21 protein-coding genes and 3 pseudogenes are annotated in these 26,647 nt (G+C 58.0%); 15 read left to right on the plus strand and 9 right to left on the minus strand.

Features of this window, described 5'->3' with window-relative positions; genetic code table 11:
- The first annotated feature begins 6 nt into the window (after nt 1–6).
- Nucleotides 7–1,317 (plus strand): HlyD family type I secretion periplasmic adaptor subunit, encoded by a 1,311-nt coding sequence (locus tag J2R76_RS00215; RefSeq protein ID WP_253609939.1) that lies wholly within the window; start codon nt 7–9, stop codon nt 1,315–1,317.
- Nucleotides 1,318–1,321: 4 nt separating this feature from the next.
- On the opposite strand, the gene J2R76_RS00220 is transcribed toward J2R76_RS00215, so the two are convergent.
- The 3 genes from J2R76_RS00220 to J2R76_RS00230 all read right to left on the minus strand — a co-directional run bounded on the left by J2R76_RS00220 (nt 1,322) and on the right by J2R76_RS00230 (nt 3,925).
- Entirely contained in the window at nt 1,322–1,471 is a 150-nt protein-coding gene (locus J2R76_RS00220) for a hypothetical protein (protein WP_253623542.1), read from the minus strand.
- 364 nt (nt 1,472–1,835) lie between these two features.
- The gene (locus J2R76_RS00225; protein ID WP_038383590.1) at nt 1,836–2,039 is read right to left on the minus strand and encodes a cold-shock protein; all 204 of its coding nucleotides are present in this window, start codon (nt 2,037–2,039) and stop codon (nt 1,836–1,838) included.
- Nucleotides 2,040–3,775: 1,736 nt separating this feature from the next.
- Nucleotides 3,776–3,925 carry a hypothetical protein gene (locus J2R76_RS00230; protein ID WP_168856000.1) on the minus strand — a complete coding sequence of 50 codons (150 nt, stop codon included), beginning with the start codon at nt 3,923–3,925 and terminating at the stop codon, nt 3,776–3,778.
- 931 nt (nt 3,926–4,856) lie between these two features.
- Here J2R76_RS00230 and J2R76_RS00235 point away from each other — a divergent pair.
- Both J2R76_RS00235 and istB read left to right on the plus strand, forming a co-directional pair.
- A pseudogene (locus tag J2R76_RS00235) lies at nt 4,857–5,084 on the plus strand (ATP-binding protein); the annotation flags it as partial.
- Nucleotides 5,084–5,959, plus strand: coding sequence for an IS21-like element helper ATPase IstB (gene istB, locus J2R76_RS00240; protein WP_309143520.1), 876 nt, complete (start codon nt 5,084–5,086; stop codon nt 5,957–5,959). The pseudogene J2R76_RS00235 and the gene istB, both read left to right, overlap by 1 nt.
- Here the strand turns inward: istB and J2R76_RS00245 are convergent.
- Entirely contained in the window at nt 5,942–7,498 is a 1,557-nt protein-coding gene (locus J2R76_RS00245) for an ISL3 family transposase (RefSeq protein WP_253623543.1), read from the minus strand. The genes istB and J2R76_RS00245 overlap by 18 nt on opposite strands.
- Nucleotides 7,499–7,584: 86 nt before the next feature.
- On the opposite strand from J2R76_RS00245, the pseudogene J2R76_RS40895 reads away from it, so the two are divergent.
- From J2R76_RS40895 to J2R76_RS00260, 3 genes and pseudogenes are all read left to right on the plus strand, one after another.
- Nucleotides 7,585–7,893, plus strand: a pseudogene (locus J2R76_RS40895) (excinuclease ABC subunit A); the annotation flags it as partial.
- 98 nt (nt 7,894–7,991) lie between these two features.
- Nucleotides 7,992–8,279 carry a hypothetical protein gene (locus J2R76_RS00255; protein ID WP_253623544.1) on the plus strand — a complete coding sequence of 96 codons (288 nt, stop codon included), beginning with the start codon at nt 7,992–7,994 and terminating at the stop codon, nt 8,277–8,279.
- A gap of 11 nt (nt 8,280–8,290) precedes the next feature.
- The gene (locus J2R76_RS00260) at nt 8,291–9,148 is read left to right on the plus strand and encodes an SDR family oxidoreductase (RefSeq protein WP_253623545.1); all 858 of its coding nucleotides are present in this window, start codon (nt 8,291–8,293) and stop codon (nt 9,146–9,148) included.
- Between the two features lie 349 nt (nt 9,149–9,497).
- Here J2R76_RS00260 and J2R76_RS00265 read toward each other — a convergent pair whose 3' ends face one another.
- Complete coding sequence (locus J2R76_RS00265; RefSeq protein ID WP_253623546.1) at nt 9,498–9,638, minus strand: hypothetical protein; 141 nt, start codon at nt 9,636–9,638, stop codon at nt 9,498–9,500.
- Between the two features lie 716 nt (nt 9,639–10,354).
- A complete protein-coding gene (locus tag J2R76_RS40900; RefSeq protein WP_375166563.1) occupies nt 10,355–10,765 on the minus strand; it encodes a hypothetical protein in 411 nt (136 codons plus the stop codon).
- 153 nt (nt 10,766–10,918) lie between these two features.
- Here J2R76_RS40900 and J2R76_RS00270 point away from each other — a divergent pair, with 153 nt between their 5' ends.
- The 3 genes from J2R76_RS00270 to J2R76_RS00280 all read left to right on the plus strand — a co-directional run bounded on the left by J2R76_RS00270 (nt 10,919) and on the right by J2R76_RS00280 (nt 14,899).
- Nucleotides 10,919–12,706, plus strand: coding sequence for a caspase family protein (locus tag J2R76_RS00270; RefSeq protein ID WP_253625969.1), 1,788 nt, complete (start codon nt 10,919–10,921; stop codon nt 12,704–12,706).
- Nucleotides 12,685–13,317, plus strand: a complete 633-nt coding sequence (locus J2R76_RS00275) for a papain-like cysteine protease family protein (RefSeq protein ID WP_253623547.1) — start codon at nt 12,685–12,687, stop codon at nt 13,315–13,317. The genes J2R76_RS00270 and J2R76_RS00275 overlap by 22 nt, the downstream gene beginning before the upstream one ends.
- 322 nt (nt 13,318–13,639) lie before the next feature.
- The gene (locus J2R76_RS00280) at nt 13,640–14,899 is read left to right on the plus strand and encodes a serine hydrolase (RefSeq protein WP_253623548.1); all 1,260 of its coding nucleotides are present in this window, start codon (nt 13,640–13,642) and stop codon (nt 14,897–14,899) included.
- A 98-nt stretch (nt 14,900–14,997) separates the two neighbouring features.
- On the opposite strand, the gene J2R76_RS00285 is transcribed toward J2R76_RS00280, so the two are convergent.
- Together J2R76_RS00285 and J2R76_RS00290 are read right to left on the minus strand one after the other, a co-directional pair.
- Nucleotides 14,998–16,515, minus strand: a complete 1,518-nt coding sequence (locus J2R76_RS00285) for a caspase family protein (protein WP_253623549.1) — start codon at nt 16,513–16,515, stop codon at nt 14,998–15,000.
- Nucleotides 16,516–16,598: 83 nt separating this feature from the next.
- Entirely contained in the window at nt 16,599–18,842 is a 2,244-nt protein-coding gene (locus J2R76_RS00290) for a caspase family protein (RefSeq protein WP_253623550.1), read from the minus strand.
- A 289-nt stretch (nt 18,843–19,131) separates the two neighbouring features.
- On the opposite strand from J2R76_RS00290, the gene J2R76_RS00295 reads away from it, so the two are divergent.
- The 4 genes from J2R76_RS00295 (at nt 19,132) to J2R76_RS00310 (ending at nt 22,580) form a co-directional block, all read left to right on the plus strand.
- Entirely contained in the window at nt 19,132–19,770 is a 639-nt protein-coding gene (locus tag J2R76_RS00295) for an OmpA family protein (RefSeq protein WP_253623551.1), read from the plus strand.
- Nucleotides 19,771–20,010: 240 nt separating this feature from the next.
- A complete protein-coding gene (locus J2R76_RS00300; protein ID WP_253623552.1) occupies nt 20,011–21,105 on the plus strand; it encodes an autotransporter outer membrane beta-barrel domain-containing protein in 1,095 nt (364 codons plus the stop codon).
- A gap of 172 nt (nt 21,106–21,277) precedes the next feature.
- A complete protein-coding gene (locus tag J2R76_RS00305; RefSeq protein ID WP_253623553.1) occupies nt 21,278–21,832 on the plus strand; it encodes a hypothetical protein in 555 nt (184 codons plus the stop codon).
- A 205-nt stretch (nt 21,833–22,037) separates the two neighbouring features.
- The gene (locus tag J2R76_RS00310) at nt 22,038–22,580 is read left to right on the plus strand and encodes a hypothetical protein (protein WP_253623554.1); all 543 of its coding nucleotides are present in this window, start codon (nt 22,038–22,040) and stop codon (nt 22,578–22,580) included.
- A 338-nt stretch (nt 22,581–22,918) separates the two neighbouring features.
- Here the strand turns inward: J2R76_RS00310 and J2R76_RS00315 are convergent.
- Nucleotides 22,919–23,119, minus strand: a pseudogene (locus tag J2R76_RS00315) (tripartite tricarboxylate transporter substrate-binding protein); the annotation flags it as partial.
- Nucleotides 23,120–23,326: 207 nt separating this feature from the next.
- Here J2R76_RS00315 and J2R76_RS00320 point away from each other — a divergent pair.
- Nucleotides 23,327–24,397, plus strand: a complete 1,071-nt coding sequence (locus tag J2R76_RS00320; RefSeq protein ID WP_253623555.1) for a substrate-binding domain-containing protein — start codon at nt 23,327–23,329, stop codon at nt 24,395–24,397.
- Nucleotides 24,398–24,522: 125 nt separating this feature from the next.
- Complete coding sequence (locus J2R76_RS00325; protein ID WP_253623556.1) at nt 24,523–26,622, plus strand: molybdopterin oxidoreductase family protein; 2,100 nt, start codon at nt 24,523–24,525, stop codon at nt 26,620–26,622.
- Nucleotides 26,623–26,647: the final 25 nt, after the last annotated feature.

The raw sequence follows: 26,647 nt of genomic DNA on the forward strand, positions 1-26,647 counted from the left end.
GAGCCCATGAACCGCGAGCCGGTCAACGTCGTGCCGCTCTCGATCCGCCGCCACCTCGGCGCGGGACTGGTGGGTGTCATCCTTCTCGCCGGCGCCGTCGGCGGCTGGGCCGCCACGACGGAACTCGCGGGCGCCGTCATCGGCGCAGGTACGCTGGTGGTCGACAGCTACAGCAAGAAGGTGCAGCACCCGACCGGCGGCGTGGTGGGCGAACTCAATGTCCGAGAGGGCTCGAGGGTGAAGGCTGGAGACGTGCTGCTTCGCCTCGACGAGACGGTGACGCGGGCCAACCTTCTGGTCATTCTCAAGAGCCTCGACGAGCTAGCGGCGCGCCAGGCCCGGCTCGAGGCGGAGCGCGACGACCAAAAGCGCGTCGACTTTCCGGCGGACCTTATCGCGCGTATCTCCGACACGGACGTGGCGCGCGTGCTCGTCGGCGAGCACAAGCTGTTCGAGCTGCGCGGCACCGCCCGAGCAGGCAAGAAGGCCCAGCTCAACGAGCGCATCGGCCAATTGCGAGAGCAGATCGGTGGTTTGGAAGAGCAGATCGCCGCGAAAGACGGCGAGACGAGGTTTGTCGACCAGGAGCTCGTCGGCGTGCGCGATCTGTGGCGCAAGAACCTGGTCCAGATCACGCGCGTGACCACACTTGAGCGCGATGCGGTGCGCCTGCACGGCGAACGCGGCGCTCTGGTCGCCTCCATCGCCGAAGCGAGGGGCCGGATCACCGAGACCGCGCTGCAAATCATTCAGGTCGATCAGGATCTCCGCACCGAGGTGGGAAAGGAGCTTGCCGAGATTCGCGCGAAGACCTCGGAGCTGGTCGAGAAGCGGGTGGCCGCCGAGGATCAGCTCAAGCGCATCGATATCCGGGCGCCGCAGGACGGCACCGTGCAGCAGCTCGCGCTGCACACGATAGGCGGCGTCGTCACCGCCGGCGAGCCGATCATGCTGATCGTCCCCGCCCACGACCTGCTGGTCGTCGAAGTGCGCATCGCCCCGCATGAGATCGATCGCGTATCGGTCGGCCAGCCGGTGCTGCTGCGCTTCACCGCCTTCAACCAGCGGACCACGCCGCAGCTCAACGGTGAAGTGAACCACGTGTCCGCTGATGTCACGAACGACCAAAAGACTGGAACCAGCTTCTATGTCACCCGCATTGCGGTGACGGAGGCGGAGATGGCCCGCCTCGGCGACGTGAAGCTGATCGCGGGCATGCCAGTCGAAGCCTTTATTCAGACCGGGCAGCGCACAGTGATGTCTTACCTCTTCAAGCCGTTCTCCGATCAGCTGATGCGCGCCTGGCGCGAGCGCTAGCGGCTCACGAACTCTGCCTCACCTCGACCGGCTTCTGCGCGAACTGCGGAAATGTCTCGGCCACGACCGGTCCACCCAGCCGCCAAGAATAGCAGTCGCCGACGAAGAATGGCTGCTCTCGCTGCTCAAACAGTTTGCGTACGACCTGCGCCATGTCGTCAGCCGGCAGACCCTGCCGGGTTATGAACTCGTGATCAGTCACGATTCGAGCGACGCTGAGTGACCGAACTTCAAACCCGTCCCTCTTGACGGGCTCACCGCGCGACTTCGCTGGCGCGGCCTCATTCCGCGTTCGGAGGACAGCCGATCGTCAGCTTGATGTGGTCCGAACTGCCAAATTTTGCGTTTTTAGGGCGTGTTATCCGAAATGAAATCAATGTCTTGTGCGGGCGGGGCTGCCCATGCGCACTCATGGGAGAGAAGGGTGCGCATCCCCGAGTCGTGAAATGGGTACGGCAAGTTTTGGTAGAGACTTTCGATTTTTGCGCAGATCGGTTGTTCGCATTGGAGTGAGGGTCTTAGCCCATCATAACCTTGTCGGCCCGGCTACGTCCGGTTCTTCGATCAACCCCGAGTTCGAAAGTAACACGATCACCTGGCCTAGGTGTTACTCCAGGCAGAAGGGACGTGACATGGAAGAAGATATCTTCCCCACCGGTATCCGGCTTTATGAATCCGAAGCCTTTGTCTTCCTTAAACAGCTTGACCATGCCCTTGGGCATTTCACTATTTCTCCGCTCAAAGACCGCATAATCGCACCTCCCTGTTAACGAGTTGCTTAGGCTGCGAACAGCAAGTGGTTAACGCGTCCGTAGGAATCCGGGGAAAGCGGCAAGCTCGGTATCCTCGCTGAGGCCCGTTTCTCCTGCCGATGTTTTTGTTCCACGCGCGGAAAGTAATAGAGGTTGCTGAGGGGCGGCGGATATCGAGAGAGCACTCGAAAGATTGTAGCAGGCGATCCGTGCCAGCCCGCACGATCTGCTGATGTGGCCTTGGTTGATCTGGCGTGGGCTCTTGCAGTTCCTTCCACGGGCCTGCGCTGCAGGCAATGCGCCAAGTTGCTCGCCTGCATCCGGGTTATGTAGTTACCTTCCAATCCATTGCCGCGCCGCTTATCCTGGGCGTTTGACGAGGCGCGCCCAGTCGCTGGAGCAGCTTGAGCGTTGGCCGGAAAAGCGACCGTGGATGCGGCCTGACGGTTATGTGCTTCTCGTCGAAGGTATCCGCCTCGCAGCCATCGAGTGACACCGCGATCCTAACCGAACCGGACAGCGGAAATCCTCTTTTGAAGATAACCGCCTTCGGCGTCAGAGCTGCGACGCTCGCCAGTTGTTCGGATTGCGAAATATGGTCCTGCGTCAAAGAAATAGCTCCATCGCAATTCCCAGAGCATCTAGCGCTCGGGCCCAGGCCACGAAGGCATATCAGACGGTTTGAGCGCGGCGCGCTCCAGTCTGCGAAGCGGTCAAACACGCGGGAGCCCCGCGCCAAGGCAGCTAAGGCCAGCAATCAGCAGCACGCCTGCGCACGCCTCCAGGATGATCGAACGACGCCGGCTTGCATACAAGGCGAGCATAGATCCCACGATCGTGGTCACGATACCGAATTCCAGGATCATCGATTCAAATCGCTGAACTTTGAAATTGGCTTTTGACGAAGAGAGAATGAAATATCTCAGAGACTGCCACGCCGGGCGCGCTCATCGTTTTTCGGTTTAACGTTAAGGTCGCGATCCGTGGACGGATGCGCCGCCGAGCCCGCGAACGCCGGCTTGCTCAATAGGGGAGGGAGGTCCGAGCGAGAAACCTCTACCGACGCGGACGAGGCTTCATTCCGACGCAAAAGCAGGGTCCGCTCTTTTGAAGCCAAAGCGGCGACGCGAAATGACGGACGTCAGGGCGTGCCTCGATCAATCGGGCCGTCGCACGCTGAGAAGCCGCTAGACGTCGCGATGAGTGGACGCCAGCGAACCGCTCTAGCGCGGTTGGTCAGGGATTTCTTGCCACGTCTTCGAGTGCTCTGAAATCCACTTCGCGGCGTCGTGCTCAGTAGTAAAACCCTTGATGACTTCCGTTTCGCCATCGGGCCACAGAATGTCGATCCTCCAGCCGGGGCCGGGATTTTTGCAAGCCATGAAAGCTGGTCGCTGCTCGATCATTTGTTGACTATGCGCCGACGGTGGCTAGCTACAAGCCAGTGATCCTGCCACACCTCCATCTTTTTCGCTCGTGCGACCCTTAGATCTCACGCCGATCCTTTCGTGGTCGTGAGTTAAGAAGATCCGGCAGCGCTGACAGTTGGGGGCGTGGCTCGGAACTTGGCTCTGTGGTTGCTTCGTCCTGGACATTGGTCCGGCGCCGGCGGCTAATCACAAGGCCAATCAGGCCGACCGCTATCAGCGCGGCCCCTGCGATTATCAGCCAATGCGGCAATGAGAGCAGCAAGGCCTTTGCCATTTTCACTCCAGGACAGCGTACTCAAATGCCACGCCCTCGGGGGCGTTTTCCTCGAACCATTTCTCGGCGGCCTCGATCGAAGCGAAGACCTTGATGTGGTCCTCGTCGCCGATTTTCTTGGCCGTGTCCGTGTAGATCCAGACAGTTTTCATCGCATCAACTCAAATAATCCTTGACCTCGGTCAACCCGCAGCTTGGTGCCCCACGGCATCTGCCCCAGCAGCATATGCCTCGTGCCGAGCGCGACCCGATCGCGTTAGATGTTGTCCTGTTCTGCGTGATAACCCTTCATGTCCGCGGCGAACCGGTGGGCGACCTCGGGCGGGATTTCCAGCAGCTTTCGGTTGATCGGCATGGCATTGGCATGAAATTACGACAACACTGCCAAGTTTAAAATACGCGCAGCCGGCGTGGGTGCCATGGTTCATCTTCCAAACGGATTACTGCGGCGGAGGCATGCAGAAGCTCCCGCTCTTCCAGCCGCCATGTTTTGACGGATAGGCGATGGCTGAAATCTTATTGGCCCGCATCGCCGGTGCGAGTGCAATGATGGGTTTGACCGACGTCTTGTGCGCCAGCTGCCATCCTTGCGCTAACGCTTGCGGGATCGCGGGGCGCAGCGAGCGGTGAAATCACGCGTATGAAGGACGATTCGACCAAAATCACGCTCGGCAAAATGCGACAAACAGGCGCAACTCGCACATTGTTCTCTGCAAAGATTATCGGCGCTCCCACAATGTCCGGCTAGGCGCAGCGATAGCACGACGGGATGTGCCTATCCGATCTTAATTTAATTGCACGGCCTTGAAAGGCAGGGCTCGATCATTCGATCGCTCGACGTGCCGCCCGAAATGGATCCTAATTAGCTGCGCCGGCAGACTGCGTTGGTGTACGTCGCTCGGCAATTACGCCGTAGTCAGTGCCCAAAAAACAACCACAGCAGGATGATCACAGGAATTGGCACGCCCAAAAGCCAAAGCAAAACGCCTCGTCCCATCTCGCTTCCCTCCCTTATTTATTCACGCCAATGGCAACTCCGGAGACGCGGCCATGTTCCTAGCCCACCGATCGCGTCGTTCTTGCCGCCGCTACGAAACCGGCGCCATGCTGATCACGTCAAACCGTAGTGTTGCCGAATGGGGCACCGTGTCGCCACCGCGATCCTCGACCGGCTCCTGCATCACAGCCACGTGCTGACGATCCGCGGCGACAGCTACCGGCTTCCGCGCCAAGCGCAAGAGCGGCCTCATCAAGCCGCCCGCCGCTGACGGCCCTCCGGTCGGCTCCGCCTCCCACCGGAGGACCATCTGATGGAACGAACCCAAATCTTCGACCTCATGGGCGAACTCAAGCTCTACGGCATGAAGGCTGCCTTCGACGAGATCATGGCAACTGCCGTCAAACGCCAGCACGAACCTCAGCGCATTGTCGGCGACCTGCTCAACGCCGAGATCAACGAGAAGCAAGCCAGGTCGATCAAATACCAGCTCACCATTGCCAAGCTGCCGCTTGCCAAGGACATTGCCGACTTCCAGTTCGACGGCACGCCGATCAATCAGACCCTCGTCAATGATCTCGCTGGCGGCGGCTTCATCGCCCAACAACGCAACGTCGTGCTGGTTGGCGGCACCGGCACAGGCAAGACCCACCTGGCCATTGCCATCGCCAGAAGCTGCATCCGATCCGGGGCCCGCGGCCGCTTCTTCAACGTAGTCGACCTCGTCAATCGCCTCGAGACCGAGACCCGCAACAGACGGCAAGGACGGCTCGCCGAGCATCTGACCCGGATGGACTTCATCGTGCTGGATGAACTCGGCTATTTGCCCTTCGCCCAGTCCGGTGGCCAGCTTCTCTTCCACCTCGTCAGCCGGCTCTATGAGCGCGCCTCTGTCATCGTGACCACCAATCTCGCCTTCGGCGAATGGCCGAGTGTGTTCGGCGACTCCAAAATGACCACCGCGCTGCTCGACCGGTTGACCCATCACTGCGACATTGTCGAGACCGGCAACGATAGCTGGCGGTTCAAGAGCAGAGACGACGATCACGCCACCCGCGCTCGTCTCGCCTCCGCTATCCCGGCCAGCTCCGACGAGACGAGCGCTACCAGCAAAGCCCGCCGCGCAAAGGGGTCAAAATTGGGCTCTGTAGCAGTTTTGGTGCAGCTCCGATTATTCTGCGCCGATTAGTCTGGCCTGAAGCAGATCGATTTTCCCGCGACCATACATCTGACGTCTGACGAGCTTGAGGCGCGTGATCTGACCTTCAGTCTGTCCGTTGGACCAAGGCGAGGTGATTGCCGCCCTAACCGCCGCTTCATCCCTGACGACGCCGCTCGCGAACGAGGCGACGAGACTGATGCGGGCGCGCTCGATCCATGAGGTAAGCCGTTCCTCAACCTTGCGCCGGATCATCGCGTGGAATTCGGCGATGATGTCACGGGCCTCGACCAAGCTTGGTACGCCAGCTTCGATCGCCGCGATCGTGACGGTCTCCGCTTTCGTCAGCAAGTCCCGGCCGATTGTCATGAGACGAGCGATCGTTCTGGCCGACGGAATCCGTTGGAGGTTTTGCGTATCGGCCTTTTCAGCTCGTCGCCTGCGGGTCGCCCACTCGCTGATGACGCGAAGCGAGCCTCGGAAGCCTCGCGCCTTCAGGCGACGCCAAAGTTCAGCTCCGTTTCGACAGCCGGACGCCCACTGATCGTCGAGCCAAGGCAAATGAAGGTCCAACGAGCTTTGTCGGGTCCGGAAAACATCGTTGCGCTCGCCGCGGATCACGTGCCGAACCAGCTTCCTACTGTAGCCAGTTTGACGCACGATCTGCTTGATAGGTAAGCCATTCTTCGAAATAGACAGGATGGCCGCGTTGGTCTCCTCGCGGCGAAGATAGCCCTCATACTGGAGGCGCTCGGCGGCTGTGAGCAGTTTGGGATCGATCGTGGTCGCACCGATGACGGTGCGTATCTGTCGCATCGATTTGCGGACGGCATCAAGGAAGGCTCGGCTGGCGTTCTCCATCAGATGCCAACGATCCGCGACCTGTACCGCGTGCGGCAAGGCCTTTGCTGTCGCTTCGCCATAGCCACCGCCACGATCGCGGGCGACGATCGAGATCGCAGGATGGGCAGCAAGCCAGGCTTGGGCGGTCGCAGGCTCCCGATCCGGCAGCAGGGTGACGACCCGGCGGCGTTCCAGATTGCAGATGATGCTGGCGTATCGGTGATTGCGGCGCCAAGCCCAATCATCAATGCCGACAACTCTGAGCGCATCAGCCGACGGACGGCTACGGCGCCGGACGACGCGGAGCAACGTATCCTTGCTCACCGGCAGCATCAGCCTTTTTGCGAAGCCTGCCGCCGGTCGACCTCCAAGCGCCAAGCCGAGGTGATGAACGATAGACTCCATCCTCGCCGTGCGCCGCGCCGACGGTGCCAGTACCCCTTCGGCGAAGCGCTCCGTGAAGATCTGGCGCCCGCACAGGACGGCATCGCAGCGGAAGCGGCGGGCGATTACCAGGAGCTGGACGATCCGCCCCGAGAGCGGCAGATCGGTCACACGTCGCCGATATCGGCTATGGACACGCCGGGAAACCGTTCCGCACGATGGACACAGACCAACGCTTCCGGACGCCCGGACCGCAATAACGGCCTTATCACCTTCGAAGTACGCACTCTCTACAACAAATCCACTCGGCACCAAATTGGAGCGCTGGAGTGCTTGCTGCATGGCGCTGATTCTCCCCAGTCAAAGCGCCAGACATCCCCCAAACTGCATCAAAAGTGAGTCAGAGCCAAATTTGAACGCCGATTGACATCAAACTTGCCACCGAGCTCCAACGCGCCCATCGGGGCGGCACATTATACGTTCTCGACGAGCCGACGACCGGACTGCATCCCTTCGACGTCGCAAAGCTCGGTAATCAGCTGCAAGGCCTCGTCGAGGCGGGAAACACCGTCGTTCTGATCGAGCATGATATGTCGGTTGCAGCGGAGAACGACTGGATCGTAGACGTCGGCCCTGGGGCCGGAAACAGAGGAGGCCGCATCGTGGCGTGCGGACCGCCGGATCGAGTTGCGGTCTCCGGGAGCCGGACAGCAGAATATTTGAAGCGGGCCCGCTGACTTATTGGCGGAACTTCACTGCGACGGGCGCCCAGCTCCGTAGGAACAGCGGTGCGCCAGATTGGTTGTTTGCCATCGGATGCCGGAAAAAGACACGCATGGAACGCACTCCGATAGCCGAATTCGATACCCGCCGCGCGACGGAGCTCGCGGTTGAGCACGCGGTGCAGGAATGCGGCGTCCAGATGTTCGTACAGCCGACCGGCGCCGACAACACGTCAGGCGATCGACCGGCCGGTGTTGTCGTGAAGACAGCGCCGAGGCCGGAGCAGGGCGGGAAGCTCGAAGGCCCGATCGAAGTGTCCGTCGACTTCCATGGCGACAATCCGAAGCGCGTCGCGGACGTGCTAACATCCGCAGGCGCCAAGGCCATCCGGACGAAGTGAAGGCGAGGACTATGCCCGATTATCCCAAGCCGCCATTCCCCAGCCAGCGACAGCCCATGCCGGGCTCGACCAAGAAGATGGATCCGCATCCGGATCACGGTGAGACCAGCTACAAGGGGGCGGGACGGCTTCAAGGTAAGCGTGCCATCATTACCGGCGGCGACAGTGGCATCGGGCGTGCGGTCGCCATTGCGTTCGCCCGCGAGGGCGCAGATGTCCTGATCGCCTACCTCGACGAGAGCGACGATGCGAAGGAGGTTGTGTCGCTGATCGAGAAGGAGGGGCGCAGGGCCATCCGCGTTGAGGGCGACCTCCGCTCGGCCGATCATTGCCGCGCCGTCGTCAGCCGCGCCGTTCGGGAACTTGGCGGCGTCGACATTCTCGTCAACAACGCCGCGCATCAGGCGACCTTCGCTGACATCGGCGAGATCAGCGACGATGAATGGCGCATGACCTTCGAGGTGAACATCCATGCGATGTTTTACCTCACCAAGGCCGCGGTCCCGCACATGAAGCCCGGAGCCGCCATCATCAACACGGCATCGGTGAATTCCGACATGCCGAACCCGATCCTGCTGGCCTACGCGGCGACGAAGGGCGCGATCCAGAACTTTACCGGCGGCCTCGCCCAGATGTTGGCGGACAGGGGCATTCGGGTGAATGCCGTGGCGCCCGGTCCGATTTGGACCCCGCTCATTCCCTCAACGATGCCAGAGGACGCCGTAAAGAACTTTGGCAAGCAGGTGCCGCTGAAGCGGGCTGGCCAGCCGGCGGAACTCGCCACAGCCTACGTGATGCTCGCCGATCCTCTGTCCAGCTACACGTCGGGCACGACCGTCGCGGTGACCGGGGGCAAGCCCTTCATCTGAGATATGGCCGGCATCAAGCATCCCGTGACGCCCCGACGGCCGCTACTTCGTCGTGAAGGGGAAACTTTGGCGTCTCAGCAATCCGGACATCGCGCCGCGAGAGAGAGCCCGTCTGGTGAAGACACTCATGGACGCGCGCCGCGCGCCGTCAAGGACGCCAATGTCGCCGAAGACCGCGGCGCGGAGTTCGAAGCTCACCGGAGGGGGGACGAGTCTAAGCGTGGCCTTGGGTGAGCGCGGCCCCGTCTGGTGGGACGACGGCGCGGACTTTAACAGTTACGCCGTCAAGAACACCCCGTACGCCGGTTGGTACTCGAAGCAGCGATCCGTCTGATTCGTCGCGACGCCACTATGCCGCAGGGTTCGGGGCCCGGAGATGCTTATGGAGGAAGGCAAGTTCCATGATCTCGACCGAGGTGAGCCCGGCGTACTGACGCTTGAACTTCTGCGCGATCTTCGCGTTCAGCGTCTTTACGAGATCGCCGGACATATAGGCGCTCAAGATCTCTGGGTGGACGTAGCTCTTGAGGCAGATGGCGGCCGTGTTGCTTGGCCACTTTCTTGATGGCCGCCACGACGTTTCGCTTCGCTTCGGCCTGGCTGTCGTACTTTTAGAGCTCCAACGCGAGTGCAGCCGGCACAATGCCGGCCCAGGTGCGGAGTCCTTGGCGCTGAAGTCCTGTCCCGTAACCTCCTTGATATAACCATTGACGTCGCCGGAAGTGACCGTCCGCGACGTCCCCTCTTCGTCGAGATACTTGAAGAGCTCGTGCCAGGGAAGCTCGGCGCAGCGCTTCCCGATGGCCGAGATGCGCTTGTCTTCGACCTGCAGCGTCTATTGCTTTGCTGGACTTGCCGGTGAAGTCGAAGCGTAGCACCCCTCGCCCATCCCGACGTGCCCAGGCCGCATCGTCGTCAGCCCGCAGGACTTGTTCTTCTCTGCGTATTCTCAGTTGCCGACACGAATGAGCGTCTTTTCGAGCAGGCTCACGATGGTCGCCAATACCGTCTCGCGGGGGAGGCCGTCCAGTTTCACGTCCGACGCAACGCGAGCGCGCAAGGCCGCGGGGGCGCCGCAAACTGCATGACATGCTCGTATGTGCTCTGCTCGCGGAGCCCGCGCCATGTCGGATGGTGCCGGGATCGCTTGCGTCGGCGCGCGTCGAGACCGGTCGCCTGTATGTGGCCGTTGGAAGTGGAACAGATTCAGACGAATTTGTCCGCTGAAGGGATGCCGATGGACTTGATGCGGCGGATGACAGCCTTGTCAGTGATGCGCTTGCCATCCTTGTCGTAGTAGGAGAACGACGTGCCGGTGCGCTTGCGGCGGTGGCCTGGTGAAGCGCTCTTCGGGGAAGGGCTCCGGCGCGTGCCATCATAGCCCCGTAAGGTGCGCCGGAGCCGTTCTTTGAAGGGGGCAGGTGGACAAGACAGCGAAGGTCCCTCTACTCGGTTTCCCTCACCGTTCGGGGGCCCGCAATTCCTTAGGCTCGTTCCTAGCGAACTCTCGACTATGGATTTCTCGAGGCGAAAGTATTGTTCGTCACCCGTAGTTATACGGGGATGAGCGCAGCCAGTTTCCGGCGGTAGGTAGCAAACCGACCAAGCCCGCCTCAGTTGGCGACCTCATATTTGGCTTACAAGCCCGTGGAGGGCACGAGACCTCGATACAATCTGATGATGATGGCGGCCCATTATGGGATGCTTTCAGCACATTTGCTAAACCCTTTGAAGCTAATTCATAATGGATCGATTGTCCGAGGACGTACGATGAGCGCAATTCGTCTCTTGGCTCTGTCAGTTTTGTGCAGCTGTTTCGCCTTTAGTCCGGCGATCGCCGGAAAGCGGGTTGCCTTGGTTATCGGCAATTCTGGCTATCAGAACGCTCCTCGTCTTTCTAATCCCATGAATGACGCTATAGCAGTAGCTGCGATGTTTAAGGCGGCGAACTTCGACTCCGTTGAGTCGAAGTTTGATCTTTCTGCGACAAACCTTCGTAAAGCGCTACGCGAGTTTTCAGATAGAACGCGGGACGCGGATGTTGCCGTCGTCTACTTTGGAGGTCACGGAATCGAGTTAGACGGCACGAATTATTTGGTGCCCGTCGATGCAGCTCTTGAGACCGATGGCGATGCACTGGACGAAACCGTATCGCTCGATCGAGTGCTGTTTGCTGTTGAGCCGGCTAAACAGCTTAGGCTTATCATCCTCGATGCGTGCCGGGTCAATCCCTTCGTCGATCGAATGAGGCGGAATACCGCTGTCTCACGAACTACCTCGCGAGGACTTGCCAGAGTAGAGCCGACAACTGCGAACACTCTCATCGCATTCGCAGCAAAGGCGGGGTCGACGGCATCAGATGGAAACTCTAAGAACAGCCCATTTGTCAAAGCACTCATCGAGTATTTGCCAAGACCCGGCCTAGATATCCGGCGAGCGCTGGGCTTCGTCCGGGACGACGTGCTGAAGAGCACTGGCAACAAACAGGAGCCTTACGTCTACGGTTCGCTCGGTGGCGACGATGCTCCTCTGGTCCCTGCAGCTTCACCCATGGCTCCTCAAGCAGACCCACAAGCCGCAGTTCGGCGCGATTATGAGTTGGCTCTGCAGCTTGCTACGCGTGACGGATGGGAGGCGTTCCTCTCACTGTATCCTGATGGCTTTTACGCAAATCTTGCAAAAGGACAGCTAAACAAGATCGCTGCTGAAGAGGCGCGCGCGGTGGCAGCGGAGAAGGCCCGCCTAGCCGAGAAAGAGAGAGCCCATCTCGCCGAGCAAGGCGCGAAAGAGGCCGAATTAGCTAAGGCAGTTGCCGTTGCGAAGGCGACAGAGGAAGCTCGTATTCTGGCGGAGGAAGCAACGCGTTCCGCTCAGGAGAAGGCTGCGGCCGCAGAAGCTACGCGGGTCACCGAACAAGAGAAAGCGAAGAGGATCGACAAGGAGGTCGCCGCCTTATCTTCATCTTCCGAACCGGTCGATCTTAAGTTGCGGGTTGCACTCCAGGACGAACTTCGACGTGTCGGATGCAACACGGGTGCGGTAGATGGCGACTGGACCATAGCCTCCCAACTCGCCCTAGAACTCTTCAACAAATATACTGGCACTCGATTTGATGTGAAGGTTGCGAGCACCGAGGCGCTAAACGCTGTAAAGAGCAAAATGGGCCGAACTTGCCCGCTTATTTGCGAACGCGGTTTTCGCGCCGAGGGTAGCAGTTGCGTCAAGTCTAACTGCGGCGCGGGCCACGAGCTTAATGACGATGGCTCGTGTAAAAAGGTTCGAGGAAGGCCAACGGTTGTTGACAAAGAACGAGTTCGCGAGCGCTCTAGCCCATCAGCCCGTAAGCGTCCGACTGATCAGCTAGAGCAGAGCCAGGAATCCAAGCCAGTCGGCTTGACCTGCACCAAATCGCTAGGCGTATGTAGAGTAAGATGTGTACAGCTGGGCGGCGGTCCAGATTGCGGGGCGACCATATGTGTGCGCCTCCACCAAGCCTGCCTGCGTTCAGGCTGCTGGTATGGGCGGACATTTAGTAGTTGTGGATTGATCAGACAATAGAGTTTCGGAACAAAGAATCGAACCACGGCAAGAAAGGTGAAGTGCTGAGCAGGTACCAGGAACGCAACATTTCAAGAACCAACTGGTGCATCATGACGAAATTCAATGGAATTTATGAAGTGCAAGGGGTCAAACTGATTGTCCAAGACAAGGACATGGCCTGTTGGTTTGCATCCGCCATGATGGTTCTGAACTGGAAGGAGCAGTACCGGCCCGGCAATGCTCACCAATGCTCTGCGAACGATCGCGTCACCATTGAGCTATACAAGGCAAATAATGGAATACAGAATCATCAAATTATTCCATTAGCGAGAAGATTGGGACTTGTTCACGTGCCACCGATGTCTCCGACGATTGACGCCTTAGCTGGTTGGCTGCGAAGCTATGGTCCTCTCTGGACGAACGGCACGCGTCATATCGTTGTTATTGCCGGGATTAGGAAAACTGTGCACGGCGACTATGAGGTGAAGGTATACGACCCTGGGCCCGGAATCGGTGTGGAGTGGCGCACTCTCTCAGGCTGGTACACGGGCTTCGACGCTGGTCGGAATTCGGTCAGCTCAAGAGACACAGGGCCTGACGTACAGACGGTATTTCTGCACGCTCCATAGATCATTTGGCGTATACCTCGAGAGAAGATCGAATGAGCTAAAGCTGGCACGCTTGCGTCTAGTTCTGGCCAAGGGCGGAAGTCGGCTGCGTCGCGGCCAGACGTCACTAACACAAGAGGATATCTGAGGCGGCCATTAAGGGAAGTGGATCGGTACCTCGCTTAGGTCCGCCGTCGTGGGTGAAGCGGACTTGGCCATCCAATTCCGAAGCCGACGTTTTTGACCAAGCTGACTTGCCGAGTCGCCTGAGTTCTTGCCCGGATTAGCAGATCAGGCATAGTTCCCCTAGTTAATGCAGTCGGTTGCTGACGTGGGAGAAAAAATGAAGACAATCGCGCTTGTCTTGCTCGCTAGCATGACCGCAGCTCTCGGTGGTGAAGCAACGGCGGAAGCACGAGGCCCGAATTTCCGACCTGATGGCCAAGACGCCGATGCCTACGGCAGAAGGGATGGATACCCGGCTTGCTCCAATTACGACTATGCCACCAAACAGCGTTGTCGTGTCGGGGCATTCAGCCATTTTGATACGCTCTTCCCCACACGCACTATTGCCGCCCCAAAGGTGCCGAGTCGCTTGATGCGCGCGCCCGCTGAACCGATTATTCGCTACAGTTACTTAGGGCAAACTTTAACGCTCGACGACTATCTCGAGCACCATCCAATCACCGGCTTTCTAATCGCGAAGGGCGACACTATTCTTTTGGAGCGATATCAGTACGCACGGACAGACAAGCATCGTATGACGTCGTTCTCAATGGCCAAGACGATCACGGCAATGCTGGTCGGAATTGCGGTAAAGGATGGGGTTATTCGATCTATCTACGACACGGCTGAGACTTACGTACCGGAGCTGAAGGGATCTGAATACGGACGCACCCCGATCAAGGCACTGTTGCAGATGTCGTCTGGAGTCGCCTGGAAAGAGGAAACAACCAATCTGACCGACCCAAAGAGCGACAGCGCTATTCTCTCTCGCTCCACCGTGGGACAGGGGCCTGGAGGAGTTATTGCTGGGCTGAAGCACTTCAATACGCGCGAGGCTCCTCCGAATGTACGGTGGAACTATTCTTCAGCAGAGACAGCAGTTTTGGGCCTCGTAGTTGCCGGTGCAACTGGCCGTAGCCTATCCGACTACGCAAGGGAGAAGCGGTGGGTGCCCTTGGGCGCAGAGGCCGACGCCAAGTGGTCGTTGGATGCGACGGGCCGCGAGGTTGCGTATGCCTACTTCAACGCGACGCTTCGGGATTGGGCGCGCCTCGGCTTGATGCTTGCTCATGACGGTAAATGGAACGATAAAGCCATTGTCCCCGAAAAATGGCTGCTCACGGGGACCACCATCGCACCGACCGATACCCATCTGAGTTTCTCCAATTCTTATTGGGCCGGGTACGGCTACCAAATGTGGCTTATCCCCGGAAATAACCGCATGTTCGCGTTTCAGGGTTTTCGCGGCCAATTCGTGATGATCGATCCGGAAAACAAACTGGTGCTTGTGCAGACCGGTGCGAGGTTCGCCAATGACTATGCCGCTGATAGGGAATTGATCGCAATTTTTCAGGCAGCGTCTGCACAGCTCCGCTAATGCCGATAGAGCCGCGACATCTGGCATCATAAGTGCGGTGCCACGGTGAGTTGCGACGCGATGCGCGCAACTGATCTTTCCATTCGTCAATTGTGAAATTACCTTGCTTTTGATTTTCCCAATCGAACGAGCAACTCCTTGCCTGAAGGGCTTGCAGCAAGCGATGACTTCTCGAGCCAACGCCGCGCCTCAACTACATCCTTGCGCCCACCGATGCCATCGGCGAGGCATCTGGCCAAATTCAACATCGCGGCGCTATCACCCAGGTCCGCAGCTCTCTCATAGAGGCCACGTGCTTGAACAGCATCCCGCGCTGTCCCTAGGCCCTTTTCCGTGAGCTCGCCCATTAGATTGACTGCCCGTGGATTACCGAGATCGGCTGCACGCCGGTAGTAGCTGTAAGCCGTTCCCAAGTTCCTAGTGACGCTGATGCCTTGTTCGTATTGAATTCCCAGGCTCACAATGGCCGGAGAAAAGTTCATTTCGGCTACGGTCTCATAGTAGAAGCGTGCACGAGCAGGATCCTTATCGACGCCATCACCGCTCTCATACATTTCGCCGACAGCGTAGAGTGCTTGCAGATTACCGAGTTCAAATGCCCTCATATAACTTGCGAGGGCTGACGAGTAGTTCTTGGCGGCAAAGAATGCTCGTCCGAGTTCATAATGGAAGCGGGCAATTTGGGGGAATTGCTGGGCTGCTTCCGAGCAAGCAATTACCGCTTCGCCAGCTCTGATGTTTTCGACCTTGACCCCGTAGACGGAAGGGTCTCTTCCCGCATCCTCAGGCGACGCCGCAAGCAAGTCGCAGGCATGAACTCTTGGCGGATCAGACTTCATGTCATGGAGATTGCGTTGCGATACCGAGTTCAAGAAAATTCTCGCGCTTGAAAGTTGGCCATACGTATAGGGTGTTTGCTTTTGAGCTGTGGCCTTTCTCACTTCATCGCGAACGTTACGGAAAAAAAAGCTGACCTCAAGATTCGGCTGAAAAAGGTACCTCATTGTCGCTGCTGCGAATGGACTATTGCGTCCATTTCCCTCTTCTACCGTCTTGCCCGGCTCGGCAGAAAAAAAGAGTGTAACGCCTCGTGCCGCCGCTCTAGGGTCTGTGGAAAGCTCCAGCTTGTCTTCGTATTGTTGTAGCGTTGTCTCGAGAGAATTTTCACGCCTCCCATCCAAAATGACTAATCCGAGGGATCGCGCCCCGGCAACGGCATTCATCGCCGAACGGAGTGCAATTGGATCTTTTGGCGAAAGCTTTTGTTCCACGAAACCCGCGTCTACAGGTAGGAGGTAGGTTTCGCCTCTCGCTGTGGTGGCATACCCGGCGTAATAGATAATTGAAATGTCTGCCTTCGCGGACTTGTCCGAGAAATCACGCAGGATCAATCGCAAATCGTCGCTGCCAATGTCCCTCCGAAATACGACCTCGTAGCCGAGGGTAGTCAGGACACCCGCTATGTCCTTCGCATCATTAGCCGGAGTCCTCAGTCGTTCGAACTGCCTATAGTCCGAATTTCCAACGACAAGTGCGACTCGAACCTCGGAAGCTTCCACAAAGGAACTAGACTGGAGAAGGATAGCGATCAGTATTGGGAGCAGAACAATACGCATTCCGAGTTCGGAACAGTTAAATCGAAGGACGCTCCAATTGACTATGATTGAACCAAGCCAACGGACTTGCCGCATTGGATGTCTCACCTCGATGACGAGATGACCGAGTGCGCACGTTGGCGATGTGTCTTGGTCCATTCGGCGAGAGTCATGAAGTCCAGTCCAAGCATCGCATAGTCGACCTGTAGATAACCATCGGGCGCACGGCCAACGGCCGCCGGGATGCGTTTGGCCACGTCCTGCGCTATTACTCCTACGTAGTAGGTATTGTCCCCGAGATATTTGTAGCGATAGAGCCGCAAACCCCGTCGCACAACGTTCAGTTGGACGACATCACGCTTCAGTCGTATATCCGAGGGAATCCTGATGTTGCCTGCCGCCCTTGCTGCCGCCTGCGCCGCCGCGTCTGCTGCGGCCTTGCTCGCAGCGCTTGATGCCGCTCTGCTTGCAGCGCTCGATGCTGCTCTGGTTGCTGCACCCGATGCGGCATGGGCGGCTGCGGTCGAAGCCGCAGTAGATGCAGCACGGGCTGCAGCTGCTGATGCAGCAGCTGCAGCAGCCCTACCGGCGGCCGCGGAGACCGCGGCGCCGACAGCATTGCTTACGGAGGTGCTGACGGTGTTGCTAATGACGTTGGAGACGACGTTTCCGACGTTCTCTTGTACGCGTGAGGCTACGCGACGATATTCTTTGTTGCGAGCCTTTTCCAGTTCTGAGCGGGTAAATCTAGAAACGAGCAGCCCTCGCTTACGAGCGTTCTCGACGGCTTGGGTCATACAACCCTTCGGATTTCCTTTTGCCCTGCACAGCTGGAATTTGAGCTGAACATAATCAGGGTATTTTTGAGTTGCCTTAGCGCAAGCTGCGGGGTGGCCGCCGAAGCATTGATTTACGTCTTCATCCTGAGCTGTCTTGATCATCAAGTCTGTGGGGTTGATTGACGACAACGACAGATCGCTGCCAGGCGATAGCCGATGGGACTTCAGGCTGGGATATGCTTGGGAGAAACGAGAAACCAATCGTTGATCGCGAGATGGCTTAAGCACCTCCCATGCCTTCTCTACCACCTCTGGGTTCTTCCCGTTTAAGTCGACCGACGCCGAGGCCGTTTGATACTTTGACGCGGGCGGTCGGGGCAGTTCTACCGCTGCAACCTTTTTTGATGAGGCTGCGGCCTCCAGCGATGCCAACGTCGCGCGCGCTTGGTCTACACGCGTTCCGTAAGGATATAGATCAAGATAGGCACGATAAGCTGATATCGATTTTTGTCGCTCGACAATCGCCCAAGCCAAATTCTCTGCGCTTTCCAGCTGAGCAACACGTTCGCGAACCTCCTCAGCATGAGGACTGGTCGGAAACTGGTCTGAGAAGCGACGCAGCGTAGCTATATCATTTGTCGCGCGAACAAATTGCCATGCTAGTGCCTCTGCCTCGGGCTCAAGGTCGACGGTCGGTGTACTTGGCGCATCTCCCTGCTTGAAGTAGATTTCCTCTTTCGACAGCGTCCCGTATACTGCTGGCTCCTGGTATTTTGTTTCTTGGACGACATCGTCGTGGACGAGACGAAAGAGGTAGTTGATTTCAAGTCCAGGCGCTTCTACGTGCCGCAAAAGAGAACCCGAGTACGGGCTGTTTCGGCCTCTCCCGTCACGGGCAATCGTGCCCGCTGCCGCTGCATATGCGACTAACACATTGTCGGATACTTCAACCGGAGCCAGGCCCCCCGGGGCCTCAGCTGCCGAGGTTTTGCGCGCGAATTTAGTCGAACTATCCGCCGGCAGCCTTTTTGACTTCGAGCCAGACATGCTTTTTGAAGGAGGAGCCTTGCCTGACACAAAAGGATTGTTCCGGCAGGCATCAAGGATCACTAAACCAATGGTCTTGGGCATGACGGATATGTCGATTAAGGTTTCGAGATTGATCGCCTCCGCATAAACGTCGATTTCCGACTTCACCTCGGCATCGATTGGAATTAGCCAGTTCTTCCCGTCGATCTCGACTCCATGACCCGCGAAGAAAATCACAGCCTGATCGGCGGTGCGCGCGACATTAGCGAAGTCAACAAGCGCTCGTCTGAACCCGTCGAAGTCAAGATCGTTCAGATTTTTGACTGAAAAGCCAAGCCTTGTCAGCGAAGCCGTCATATCGGAAGCGTCGTTCACGGGGTTGGGCAACGGATTTACTTTGCGGTATTGGCTGTTGCCAATAACGAGTGCGACCCTTTCCTGGGCTGAAGCTTGGGTCACAAGCAAAGCCGTAAAAAGCACTAAGCCGAAGGTCGCCGTCCTGACATGCCAGCTTTTGCGATTGCCCCTGGCGTCTTGCATTACCAGCTCCCACAAACCCAGAGCCTCATTGATAAAATCCGAGTCTGATCGAAATAAATTACACTACGATCAAATATGACGCACCAGAAACGAGGCGGACCCAAATGCTCAGACCAGAGGTCAGACCTCATCGAGCGTGTTTGGCTTGCGCTTGTTGTCAAACTTTGTAGTCGTTGACATTGATGCACGAAAGACCCATCATTTTCAACAATAGGGCTGGCGAGGATAAAGTAATCCCTCTTAGATCTAGTTATTGCATAGAAAAAGTACTGCGATTTAGGGTCTGACCATGTCAAACCTGCAGACACCAAATAGATTTCGGTCACTCTACTGGCTTCAGATCGCAAGCATTGCTCTGGCATCGAGTGCTGTTTCAGCGGCGGATCGCGTGACTGAGGATCAGATCATTCAGGCTTTGACGGCCAAAAAAGAGTTGGCTCGAAGTATAACGACGAACCCGCGCGTTGATCCTTCAGTTCAAGCTAGCTTCGTTGAGAGAATTCGTGGCCTAGAGCGCGTGCTTACGCCCGATGAGCGCGAACAGGTCGCGGTGATTACCGAGGACAAGCCTCAAATCGATTTGGAAATTACCTTCGACTACAACTCTGCAGAGATTAACTCCAAGGCTTTACCCTCGGTTCAGACGCTCGGCCGCGCGCTTGGGAGTCCTGATCTGAAGGGCGCGACGTTTGTGGTTGCAGGACATACTGATGCGGCTGGGCTTGAAGCTTACAACCAGGATTTGTCCCAGCGCAGAGCGGACTCGATCAAGCGCTACCTTATTCAGAACTTCGGAGTTCCCGGGGAAGACTTAGTCACAGTCGGATACGGCAAGACTAAACTTAAGGATCCCGGCCACCCCTTCGCCGAAGTCAACAGAAGGGTTCAGGTCTCCAACATTTCCAGTGCGAATAACTCGACGAAATAAGTCGGGCCCGTATTTTTACGGTGAGTGCCAGGAGTGCGAACGCTCTACTCAACCTGTAAGCGAGCGGCACAGCGCCGAAATGCCGCAATGGTGGAGGGGGCTGTTGCGGATTTGCATCTGTGGGAATAAACCGGCAGTTGCAGGCTGAAATCCAGCAGACATATCTGCGCGTCACGATACAATTCTTTCATTGTATCGTTATTTCGGGGGCCGGTTGCTTCCGCCGTCATGGGGCTTGCGATGGCATTTAGCAATTTGAAATTTGGTGCGTGCGGCATTCTGCTCGGATCGGTATTCGCATCCCTCACTGGGATGCCTGCGAAAGCGGATCAGATATCCGACAGAATCGTTCAGAATACAGTTCAGAATATCTTGGAAAACGTCCGAGATCAGGTCCAAGGCAGGCGTTTAGCTGCGCCAATTTCGCCGGGCAGGCTCCAGTTTACGGGCGACAACGACGAACGTTTATCAGCGGCCAACGATCCATTTGCAGCCCTCGCCTATGCGAAAGCGCCCGTCTACACTAAGGCGCCGCCGGTTATTGCCGCGCCTGCGCCGACCTATCTCTACGGCCTAAATCTTATTGGGTCGGGCGACTCGAGTCGCGCAGCGGGGATCACTGTGAGTTCGTTTGGCGTAACCGGCGCTGCTGATATCACGAAGATCGGCATCTTTTCGGCTTATGACGCGCTCACCTTTATTTTTACGGGAACTGGTGTTTGGTCTAATGCGCCCGGCATTGATACGAACACCGGCGTCGGCGCGGGTACAATCGCTTACATCAACGGAGGCTTCTCTGCGGACTTTACGTTGAGCGGCTCGTGGAGTTCGACTTCGGGCCCGCTTATCGCTCCCGTTCCTGGAGTCGCCGTCGCGGTTGGCGGTGATAGTACCGGCTTGAGCTATGCGCCGAACGTGCAATACAAATTCGACCTCGGGAACGGCTGGTACATTGAACCAACGGTTGGCGTAACATATTCACAGACCTTCACGGCCAATTTCGATACCCAGACCGGTGATAGCACCGAAGTCCACGGCGGAGCGCGCTTCGGCACCGAAACAACCTGGAATGGCGTTCGAGTCCAACCCTCTCTTAAGCTTGAGGCGTTTTCGATGGTGTCACAAAGTGGGATCGGCGCCGTTCTGAATACTGCCGGGACCGCCTTTATCCCATCGGCGTCGCTATTTGCTACAGGGCAGGTCGGCGGAAGAGCTTCCGGCAAATTGAATATGCTCTGGACACCGACGTTTTCGAGCTTCGTAGAAGCGCACGGGACCGATATTTCAGGATTCTCGTCATATGGTGCTCTAGGCGGCTTCCGTTGGACCTTCTGACTGCGGAACGTGGGGTCGCGCTTAGTTGCGCGACCCGACGTAGTTCAAGGATTTGTCGGCGTCCCGGCAGCGTGACCCGATGCCTGAGGCGAAGCTGCGCAAGCAGCCTCCAGCTAGGCCGCGATTGCTGTCAAATAACCTAACAACTTGGGTGGTCCCGGCAGTCTGACTGATGGCGGGTTATCTTGGAAAAATCGAACTCACCCAGGACGAGCGTGCTCTATTAGAGCAAATTGATTTCGATCTTTCATCTCACGAAGACCAAAGTTTGCTCACTAACGCCAAGCCCGTTGGCGCACTCATGGATTCGCTGATTAAGCGCGATGGGTTACCATACCATCGCATTAGTTGGTTTATTGATCCGGCCTATCATCGGAAGGGAGCTAAACATTCGAGACAAGGCATGTTTGAGCGCAATGGCATAGTAGGTCGGAATATCTTCTACCACCCAAGCTTTCTGGAGCATTTGCGCTACTTCATCTATGGGGCCAATCTTCCGATCGCCGTAATCGACCGGTTCTCATTTTTTGTAAGCCAGAATCAGCCAGTCAGTCGGAGGAACGTCCGCGATGTAGCAAACTTTGCAGACGACCTCGCCAGCAAGTTCAGGATCGATTTCTACGAGGCGGCTGACGAATTCTTTAAACTCGCGCTTGACTGCGGCGTGCACCTTGATTGGGCGCAATACATCCATGACCATGTCAGTAAAAATGAGCGCACACGATAGTTCATAAACATTTCAATAACATGCCTTCTTAGCTGATGGATAGCATCGGAAACACTGCGGACATTGGTCTGCGCAGGCTGCAACTCGGCTGTGACAATGATCGGATAGCGCATGCGCATCCCTGTCTACCGGCAATAATTGTTACAGCCCCTTTGCCTCTCCTGCGGAGCAATTCAAACATGGCTCCTCGTCAGCGGCGAGGTCGATGAGACCATCGCGTGTCGCAAGTCTTCCTTCGGACTTGACATGGCTCACCATGTCCGCAAAACCTATCTACGATTTTGCCTTACCTTTTTCTCTACTTTTAACTGAGACTTCGCTCATGCCGATCTTATTTAAAGATGCGGCTCTCAGGCCGCAGTATTCGAAACTGCATCACTTTAATCCAAAACTGTGCGGGATATTACACAGGCTGCAGGACATGGTGCAAAGCAGGTACGATAAGGACATCGTGATTACGCAAATCGAAAGAGGGCAGGATGAGAACGACCGCATCTACAAAAACGACAAGACCAACAAGCACAGAAAGACGGCGCACGGTGTTTGGGCCGCTGTTGACATAAGGAGCAGCATTTTTAGCAACACTGAAATTTCCGAAGTGATTGCTTTCTTAAACAGCTACAACGACACGAATAGCAATCCGATCAAGGGTGGCAATACTGCTCTACATCACGCGGTGGAAGGCGGAGTGAAGCACATTCACATCCAATACGCACCACGATTGAAGCATAAATCTGCCGGGGTTTAGAAGGTTGTTCGGTTACTAGATCAGTTGGATCATTTCGATGATGAAGCCATTTATTCAACTTCGCAAAGGCGACTCGGTCAGAAACAAGAAACTCTTAACTGACGCGATCACCAAATTTTGGCGCTTTGGATCTGAATGTTCTTCGCTTGGCGGGGGGCTAATGCCCGCCACGGTTCTGTTGATTACCGAAATCTCCACCAGGATGGGCGATCAATGGGTGAAACTTGAAATACCAGGGCGGTCTCCCAAAGCTATGCTCAAGGTTGCGGGCGAAGAGCTCCCAAACAACTTCGATTTAGCCTGAGGAGATATCGCGCGACGGCCAGTTTCTGCGTTTCTGCCTTTGCGATCTCGAGCGTGCCGATCACGCCGCCGGCGCCGGTGCGGTTTTCCACCACGAAGGGCTGGCCGAAGCTTTCCTGCAAGATGCCGTCGATTTGTCGCGCGACGCCGTCGGCCGAACCGCCGGGACCAAAGGGAACGATGATCCTGACCGGCCGCGCAGGATAGTCTTCGGCGTCGGCATATGAGCCTGACATGGACACGATCAGCAACGCCCCGCGACAAACACCAAGGCGTATCGCAGGCTCGCCATTGACTGAAACCCCCAACTTTAGTCTTGTTTCTTGATCAGAAGTCTAGCTGCAACCTGAAGCTTCTGTCGACGACAGACTCCGTTTTCGCGCATCGGAATAAGAGCGGGAGGACGGTGTGCTCAAACTTCGCCATCGCGTGCGGGGAATCATATGAGGAAACATCCTGGGCTATCGCGCCGCGACATGCTGAAGGGCTCGGGCGCGGTGCTGGCTGGGGCCGCCCTTTCAACGCGCGTGATGGCCGCCGCGCCGCCTGCGGAACCGGTGACGCCGACGTTGATCGAAAAGGCGAAGAAAGAGGGGCAGGTCGTCTACTACACGTCGACCGATCTGCCGGTTGCCGAGAAGCTGGCAAGGGCATTTGAAGCGAAGTATCCCGATATCACCGTGCGCGTCGAACGCACCGGCGCGGAGCGCGTGTTCCAGCGGGTCGGCCAGGAATATTCCAGCAACATTCATGCCGTCGACGTCGTCAATTCCTCCGACGCCGCGCATTTCATTGTGTGGAAGCGCGACGGCATTCTCGCGCCCTATGTTCCAGAGGAGGTCGCGAAATACTACCCCGAGGAGCATCGCGACGCGGACGGGCAATTCGCAAGCTTCCGGGTCTGGTTGTCGATCATTGCCTACAACACCAATCTTGTGAAGGCCGAGGAGGCGCCCACGAGCTTTGCCAATCTGCTCGATCCGAAATGGAAGGGCAAAATCGTGAAGGCGCATCCCGGCTATAGCGGCACCATCATGACCGCGACCTATCAGATGCAGCGCGATCTCGGCTGGAGCTTTTTCGAGCAACTCGCCAAGCAGAACATCATGCAGGTGCAATCCTCGACGGATCCACCCAAGAAGCTCGATCTCGGTGAGCGTGCTGTGATGGCCGACGGCAACGAATACAACATCTTCCAGATGAAGGAGGCCGGCCGCCCGGTCGAGCCGGTCTACGCCATTGAGGGGTCACCGATCATCGTCGGCCCCAACGGGATCTTCAAGGACTGTCCGCATCCGAATGCCGCCAGGCTGTTCCAGTCGTTCGCGCTCGGGCGTGAGGGCCAGCAGCTCAATGTCGAGATCGGCGGCCTCAGATCCGTCCATGCACAGGCCAAAGAGAAGGCTGGACGCAGGCCGCTAAAGGACATCAAGACGATGAAGGACGATCCGGTGGCGGTGGAGCGGGAAGGGGAATCGATCAAATCGCACTACACCCGCATCTTCCGCGTCTGATGGGACGGCTCAGGCCAATAGCTGCCCGTCCGGGCGCCTACCGCATGGCACGTGAGCAGATTTCGCGCCGGCTGGGTCAATAATGCCCCTCGGCGCGGGGGATATTTGATGTTACCAATTTGGCCATGAACCAGCATGCCAAGGTCGACATCCGCCATTCCACCTGTCCGCACGACTGCCCGTCGGCATGTGCGCTCGACGTCGAGGTGATCGAGGGACGCTCGATCGGTCGCGTCAGGGGCTCCAAACAGCAGACCTATACGGCCGGCGTGGTCTGCGCCAAGGTCGCGCGTTATGCCGAGCGGATTCATCATGCTGAGCGGCTGATGGTCCCGCTGCGCCGGACCGGGCCGAAGGGCTCCGGCCAGTTCGCGCGGATCTCCTGGGATGAGGCGCTGGACGAGATCGCGGCGCGGTTCGATGCGGCCGAGCGGGAATTCGGCGCCGAGTCGGTCTGGCCCTATTACTACGCCGGCACTATGGGGCTCGTGATGCGCGACGGCCTCAACCGGCTGTCGCATGTGAAGAAGTATTCGCGCTTCTACGGCACGATCTGCGCAACCATCGCGCGTATCGGCTTTGCGGCCGGGACCGGCAAGATCGCCGGTGTCGATCCCCGCGAGATGGGCGTCTCGGACCTCGTCGTGATCTGGGGCACCAATCCGGTGAACACCCAGGTCAACGTAATGACGCATGCATCGCGCGCGCGGAAGGAGCGCGGCGCGAAGATCGCGGCGGTCGACGTCTACAACAACGAGACCATGAAGCAGGCCGACATCAAGATCCTGCTGCGGCCGGGCACCGATGGCGCGTTTGCCTGCGCCGTGATGCACGTGCTGTTCCGCGAGGGATTTGCCGATCGCGAATATCTCGCGCGCTATACCGATTGCCCCGACGAGCTGGAAGCGCATCTGAAGACCCGCACGCCGGAATGGGCCTCAGTGATCTCGGGCGTGCCAGTCGAGGAGATCGAGGCGTTCGCGCGGCTGGTCGGACAGACCAAGCGCTCGTTCTTCCGTCTTGGCTACGGCTTCACCCGCAGCCGCAACGGTGCCGCCCAGATGCACGCCGCTTCGTGCATCCCCGCGGTCACCGGGGCCTGGCAATATGAGGGCGGCGGCGCGTTCTTCAACAACGCCGCAATCTGGCGCTTCGACGAGTCGATCATCGAAGGCCACGACGCGATCGATCCCTCGACGCGGGTGCTCGATCAGTCCAAGATCGGCCGCATCCTGACCGGCGACGCCGAAGCACTGCGGGGCGGCGGGCCGGTCAAGGCAATGCTGATCCAGAACACCAATCCGATGACGGTCGCGCCCGAGCAGGCGCTGGTGCGCCAGGGCTTTGCTCGCGAGGATCTGTTCGTCGCGGTGCACGAGCAGTTCATGACCGAGACGGCGCAGATGGCCGATATCGTGCTGCCGGCGACGATGTTCATGGAGCACGACGACCTCTATTACGGCGGCGGTCATCAGCACATCTCGGTCGGCCCGAAGCTGATCGATCCGCCCGGCGAGTGCCGTTCCAATCACGAGGTGATGCAGGGGCTCGGCCGCCGGCTCAACGCCGTGCATCCCGGCTTCGACATGACGCCGCGCCAGCTGATCGATGCGACGCTGAAGAAGAGCGGGCACGGCACGATCGAGGCCCTGGAGGCCGACATTTGGCGCGACCTGCAACCTGATTTCCGCACCTCGCATTATCTTGACGGCTTTGCCCATGCCGACAAGAAGTTCCATTTCAAGGTCGATTGGGGCAAGGTGCCCGTCGGCACCGGCGGGCTGATGGGGGCGTGGGACAAGATGCCCTCGCTGCCCGACCACTGGACCATCATCGAGGAGGCGGACGCACAGCATCCGTTCCGGCTCGCGACGTCACCCTCGCGCAGCTTCCTGAACACCAGCTTCAACGAAACGCCGTCGTCGCAAGCCCGCGAGGGCGCGCCGACCGTGATGATTCATCCCGACGATGCGGCGACGCTCTTGATCGCCGATGGCGACGCGGTGACGCTCGGCAACATGCGCGGCGAGACCACATTGACCGCAAAACTGTTCGACGGCGTTCGCCGCGGCGTGCTGATCGCCGAGTCGATCCATCCGAACAAGTCCCATATCGGCGGGCGCGGCATCAACATGCTGACCGGGGCGGAGGCCGTCGCACCGCTCGGCGGGGCCGCGTTCCACGACAACAAGGTCTGGATCCGGAAGGTATCGGTGGCCGCATAAATCCTGCTTGCAGTCGGCGCCGATC

Origin of the sequence: Bradyrhizobium sp. USDA 4532, assembly GCF_024171315.1 — a bacterium.
Taxonomy (GTDB): Bacteria; Pseudomonadota; Alphaproteobacteria; order Rhizobiales; family Xanthobacteraceae; genus Bradyrhizobium; species Bradyrhizobium australafricanum.

What these genes read in the sequence shown, in the direction of transcription:
- J2R76_RS00215 (WP_253609939.1), top strand. Translation starts at nt 7, where the DNA reads ATGAACCGCGAGCCGGTCAACGTCGTGCCGCTCTCGATCCGCCGCCAC.
- J2R76_RS00220 (WP_253623542.1), bottom strand. Translation starts at nt 1,471, where the DNA reads ATGGCGCAGGTCGTACGCAAACTGTTTGAGCAGCGAGAGCAGCCATTC.
- J2R76_RS00225 (WP_038383590.1), bottom strand. Translation starts at nt 2,039, where the DNA reads ATGCCCAAGGGCATGGTCAAGCTGTTTAAGGAAGACAAAGGCTTCGGA.
- J2R76_RS00230 (WP_168856000.1), bottom strand. Translation starts at nt 3,925, where the DNA reads ATGAAAACTGTCTGGATCTACACGGACACGGCCAAGAAAATCGGCGAC.
- istB (WP_309143520.1), top strand. Translation starts at nt 5,084, where the DNA reads ATGGAACGAACCCAAATCTTCGACCTCATGGGCGAACTCAAGCTCTAC.
- J2R76_RS00245 (WP_253623543.1), bottom strand. Translation starts at nt 7,498, where the DNA reads ATGCAGCAAGCACTCCAGCGCTCCAATTTGGTGCCGAGTGGATTTGTT.
- J2R76_RS00255 (WP_253623544.1), top strand. Translation starts at nt 7,992, where the DNA reads ATGGAACGCACTCCGATAGCCGAATTCGATACCCGCCGCGCGACGGAG.
- J2R76_RS00260 (WP_253623545.1), top strand. Translation starts at nt 8,291, where the DNA reads ATGCCCGATTATCCCAAGCCGCCATTCCCCAGCCAGCGACAGCCCATG.
- J2R76_RS00265 (WP_253623546.1), bottom strand. Translation starts at nt 9,638, where the DNA reads ATGTCCGGCGATCTCGTAAAGACGCTGAACGCGAAGATCGCGCAGAAG.
- J2R76_RS00270 (WP_253625969.1), top strand. Translation starts at nt 10,919, where the DNA reads ATGAGCGCAATTCGTCTCTTGGCTCTGTCAGTTTTGTGCAGCTGTTTC.
- J2R76_RS00280 (WP_253623548.1), top strand. Translation starts at nt 13,640, where the DNA reads ATGAAGACAATCGCGCTTGTCTTGCTCGCTAGCATGACCGCAGCTCTC.
- J2R76_RS00285 (WP_253623549.1), bottom strand. Translation starts at nt 16,515, where the DNA reads ATGCGTATTGTTCTGCTCCCAATACTGATCGCTATCCTTCTCCAGTCT.
- J2R76_RS00290 (WP_253623550.1), bottom strand. Translation starts at nt 18,842, where the DNA reads ATGCAAGACGCCAGGGGCAATCGCAAAAGCTGGCATGTCAGGACGGCG.
- J2R76_RS00295 (WP_253623551.1), top strand. Translation starts at nt 19,132, where the DNA reads ATGTCAAACCTGCAGACACCAAATAGATTTCGGTCACTCTACTGGCTT.
- J2R76_RS00300 (WP_253623552.1), top strand. Translation starts at nt 20,011, where the DNA reads ATGGCATTTAGCAATTTGAAATTTGGTGCGTGCGGCATTCTGCTCGGA.
- J2R76_RS00305 (WP_253623553.1), top strand. Translation starts at nt 21,278, where the DNA reads ATGGCGGGTTATCTTGGAAAAATCGAACTCACCCAGGACGAGCGTGCT.
- J2R76_RS00310 (WP_253623554.1), top strand. Translation starts at nt 22,038, where the DNA reads ATGAGACCATCGCGTGTCGCAAGTCTTCCTTCGGACTTGACATGGCTC.
- J2R76_RS00320 (WP_253623555.1), top strand. Translation starts at nt 23,327, where the DNA reads ATGAGGAAACATCCTGGGCTATCGCGCCGCGACATGCTGAAGGGCTCG.
- J2R76_RS00325 (WP_253623556.1), top strand. Translation starts at nt 24,523, where the DNA reads ATGAACCAGCATGCCAAGGTCGACATCCGCCATTCCACCTGTCCGCAC.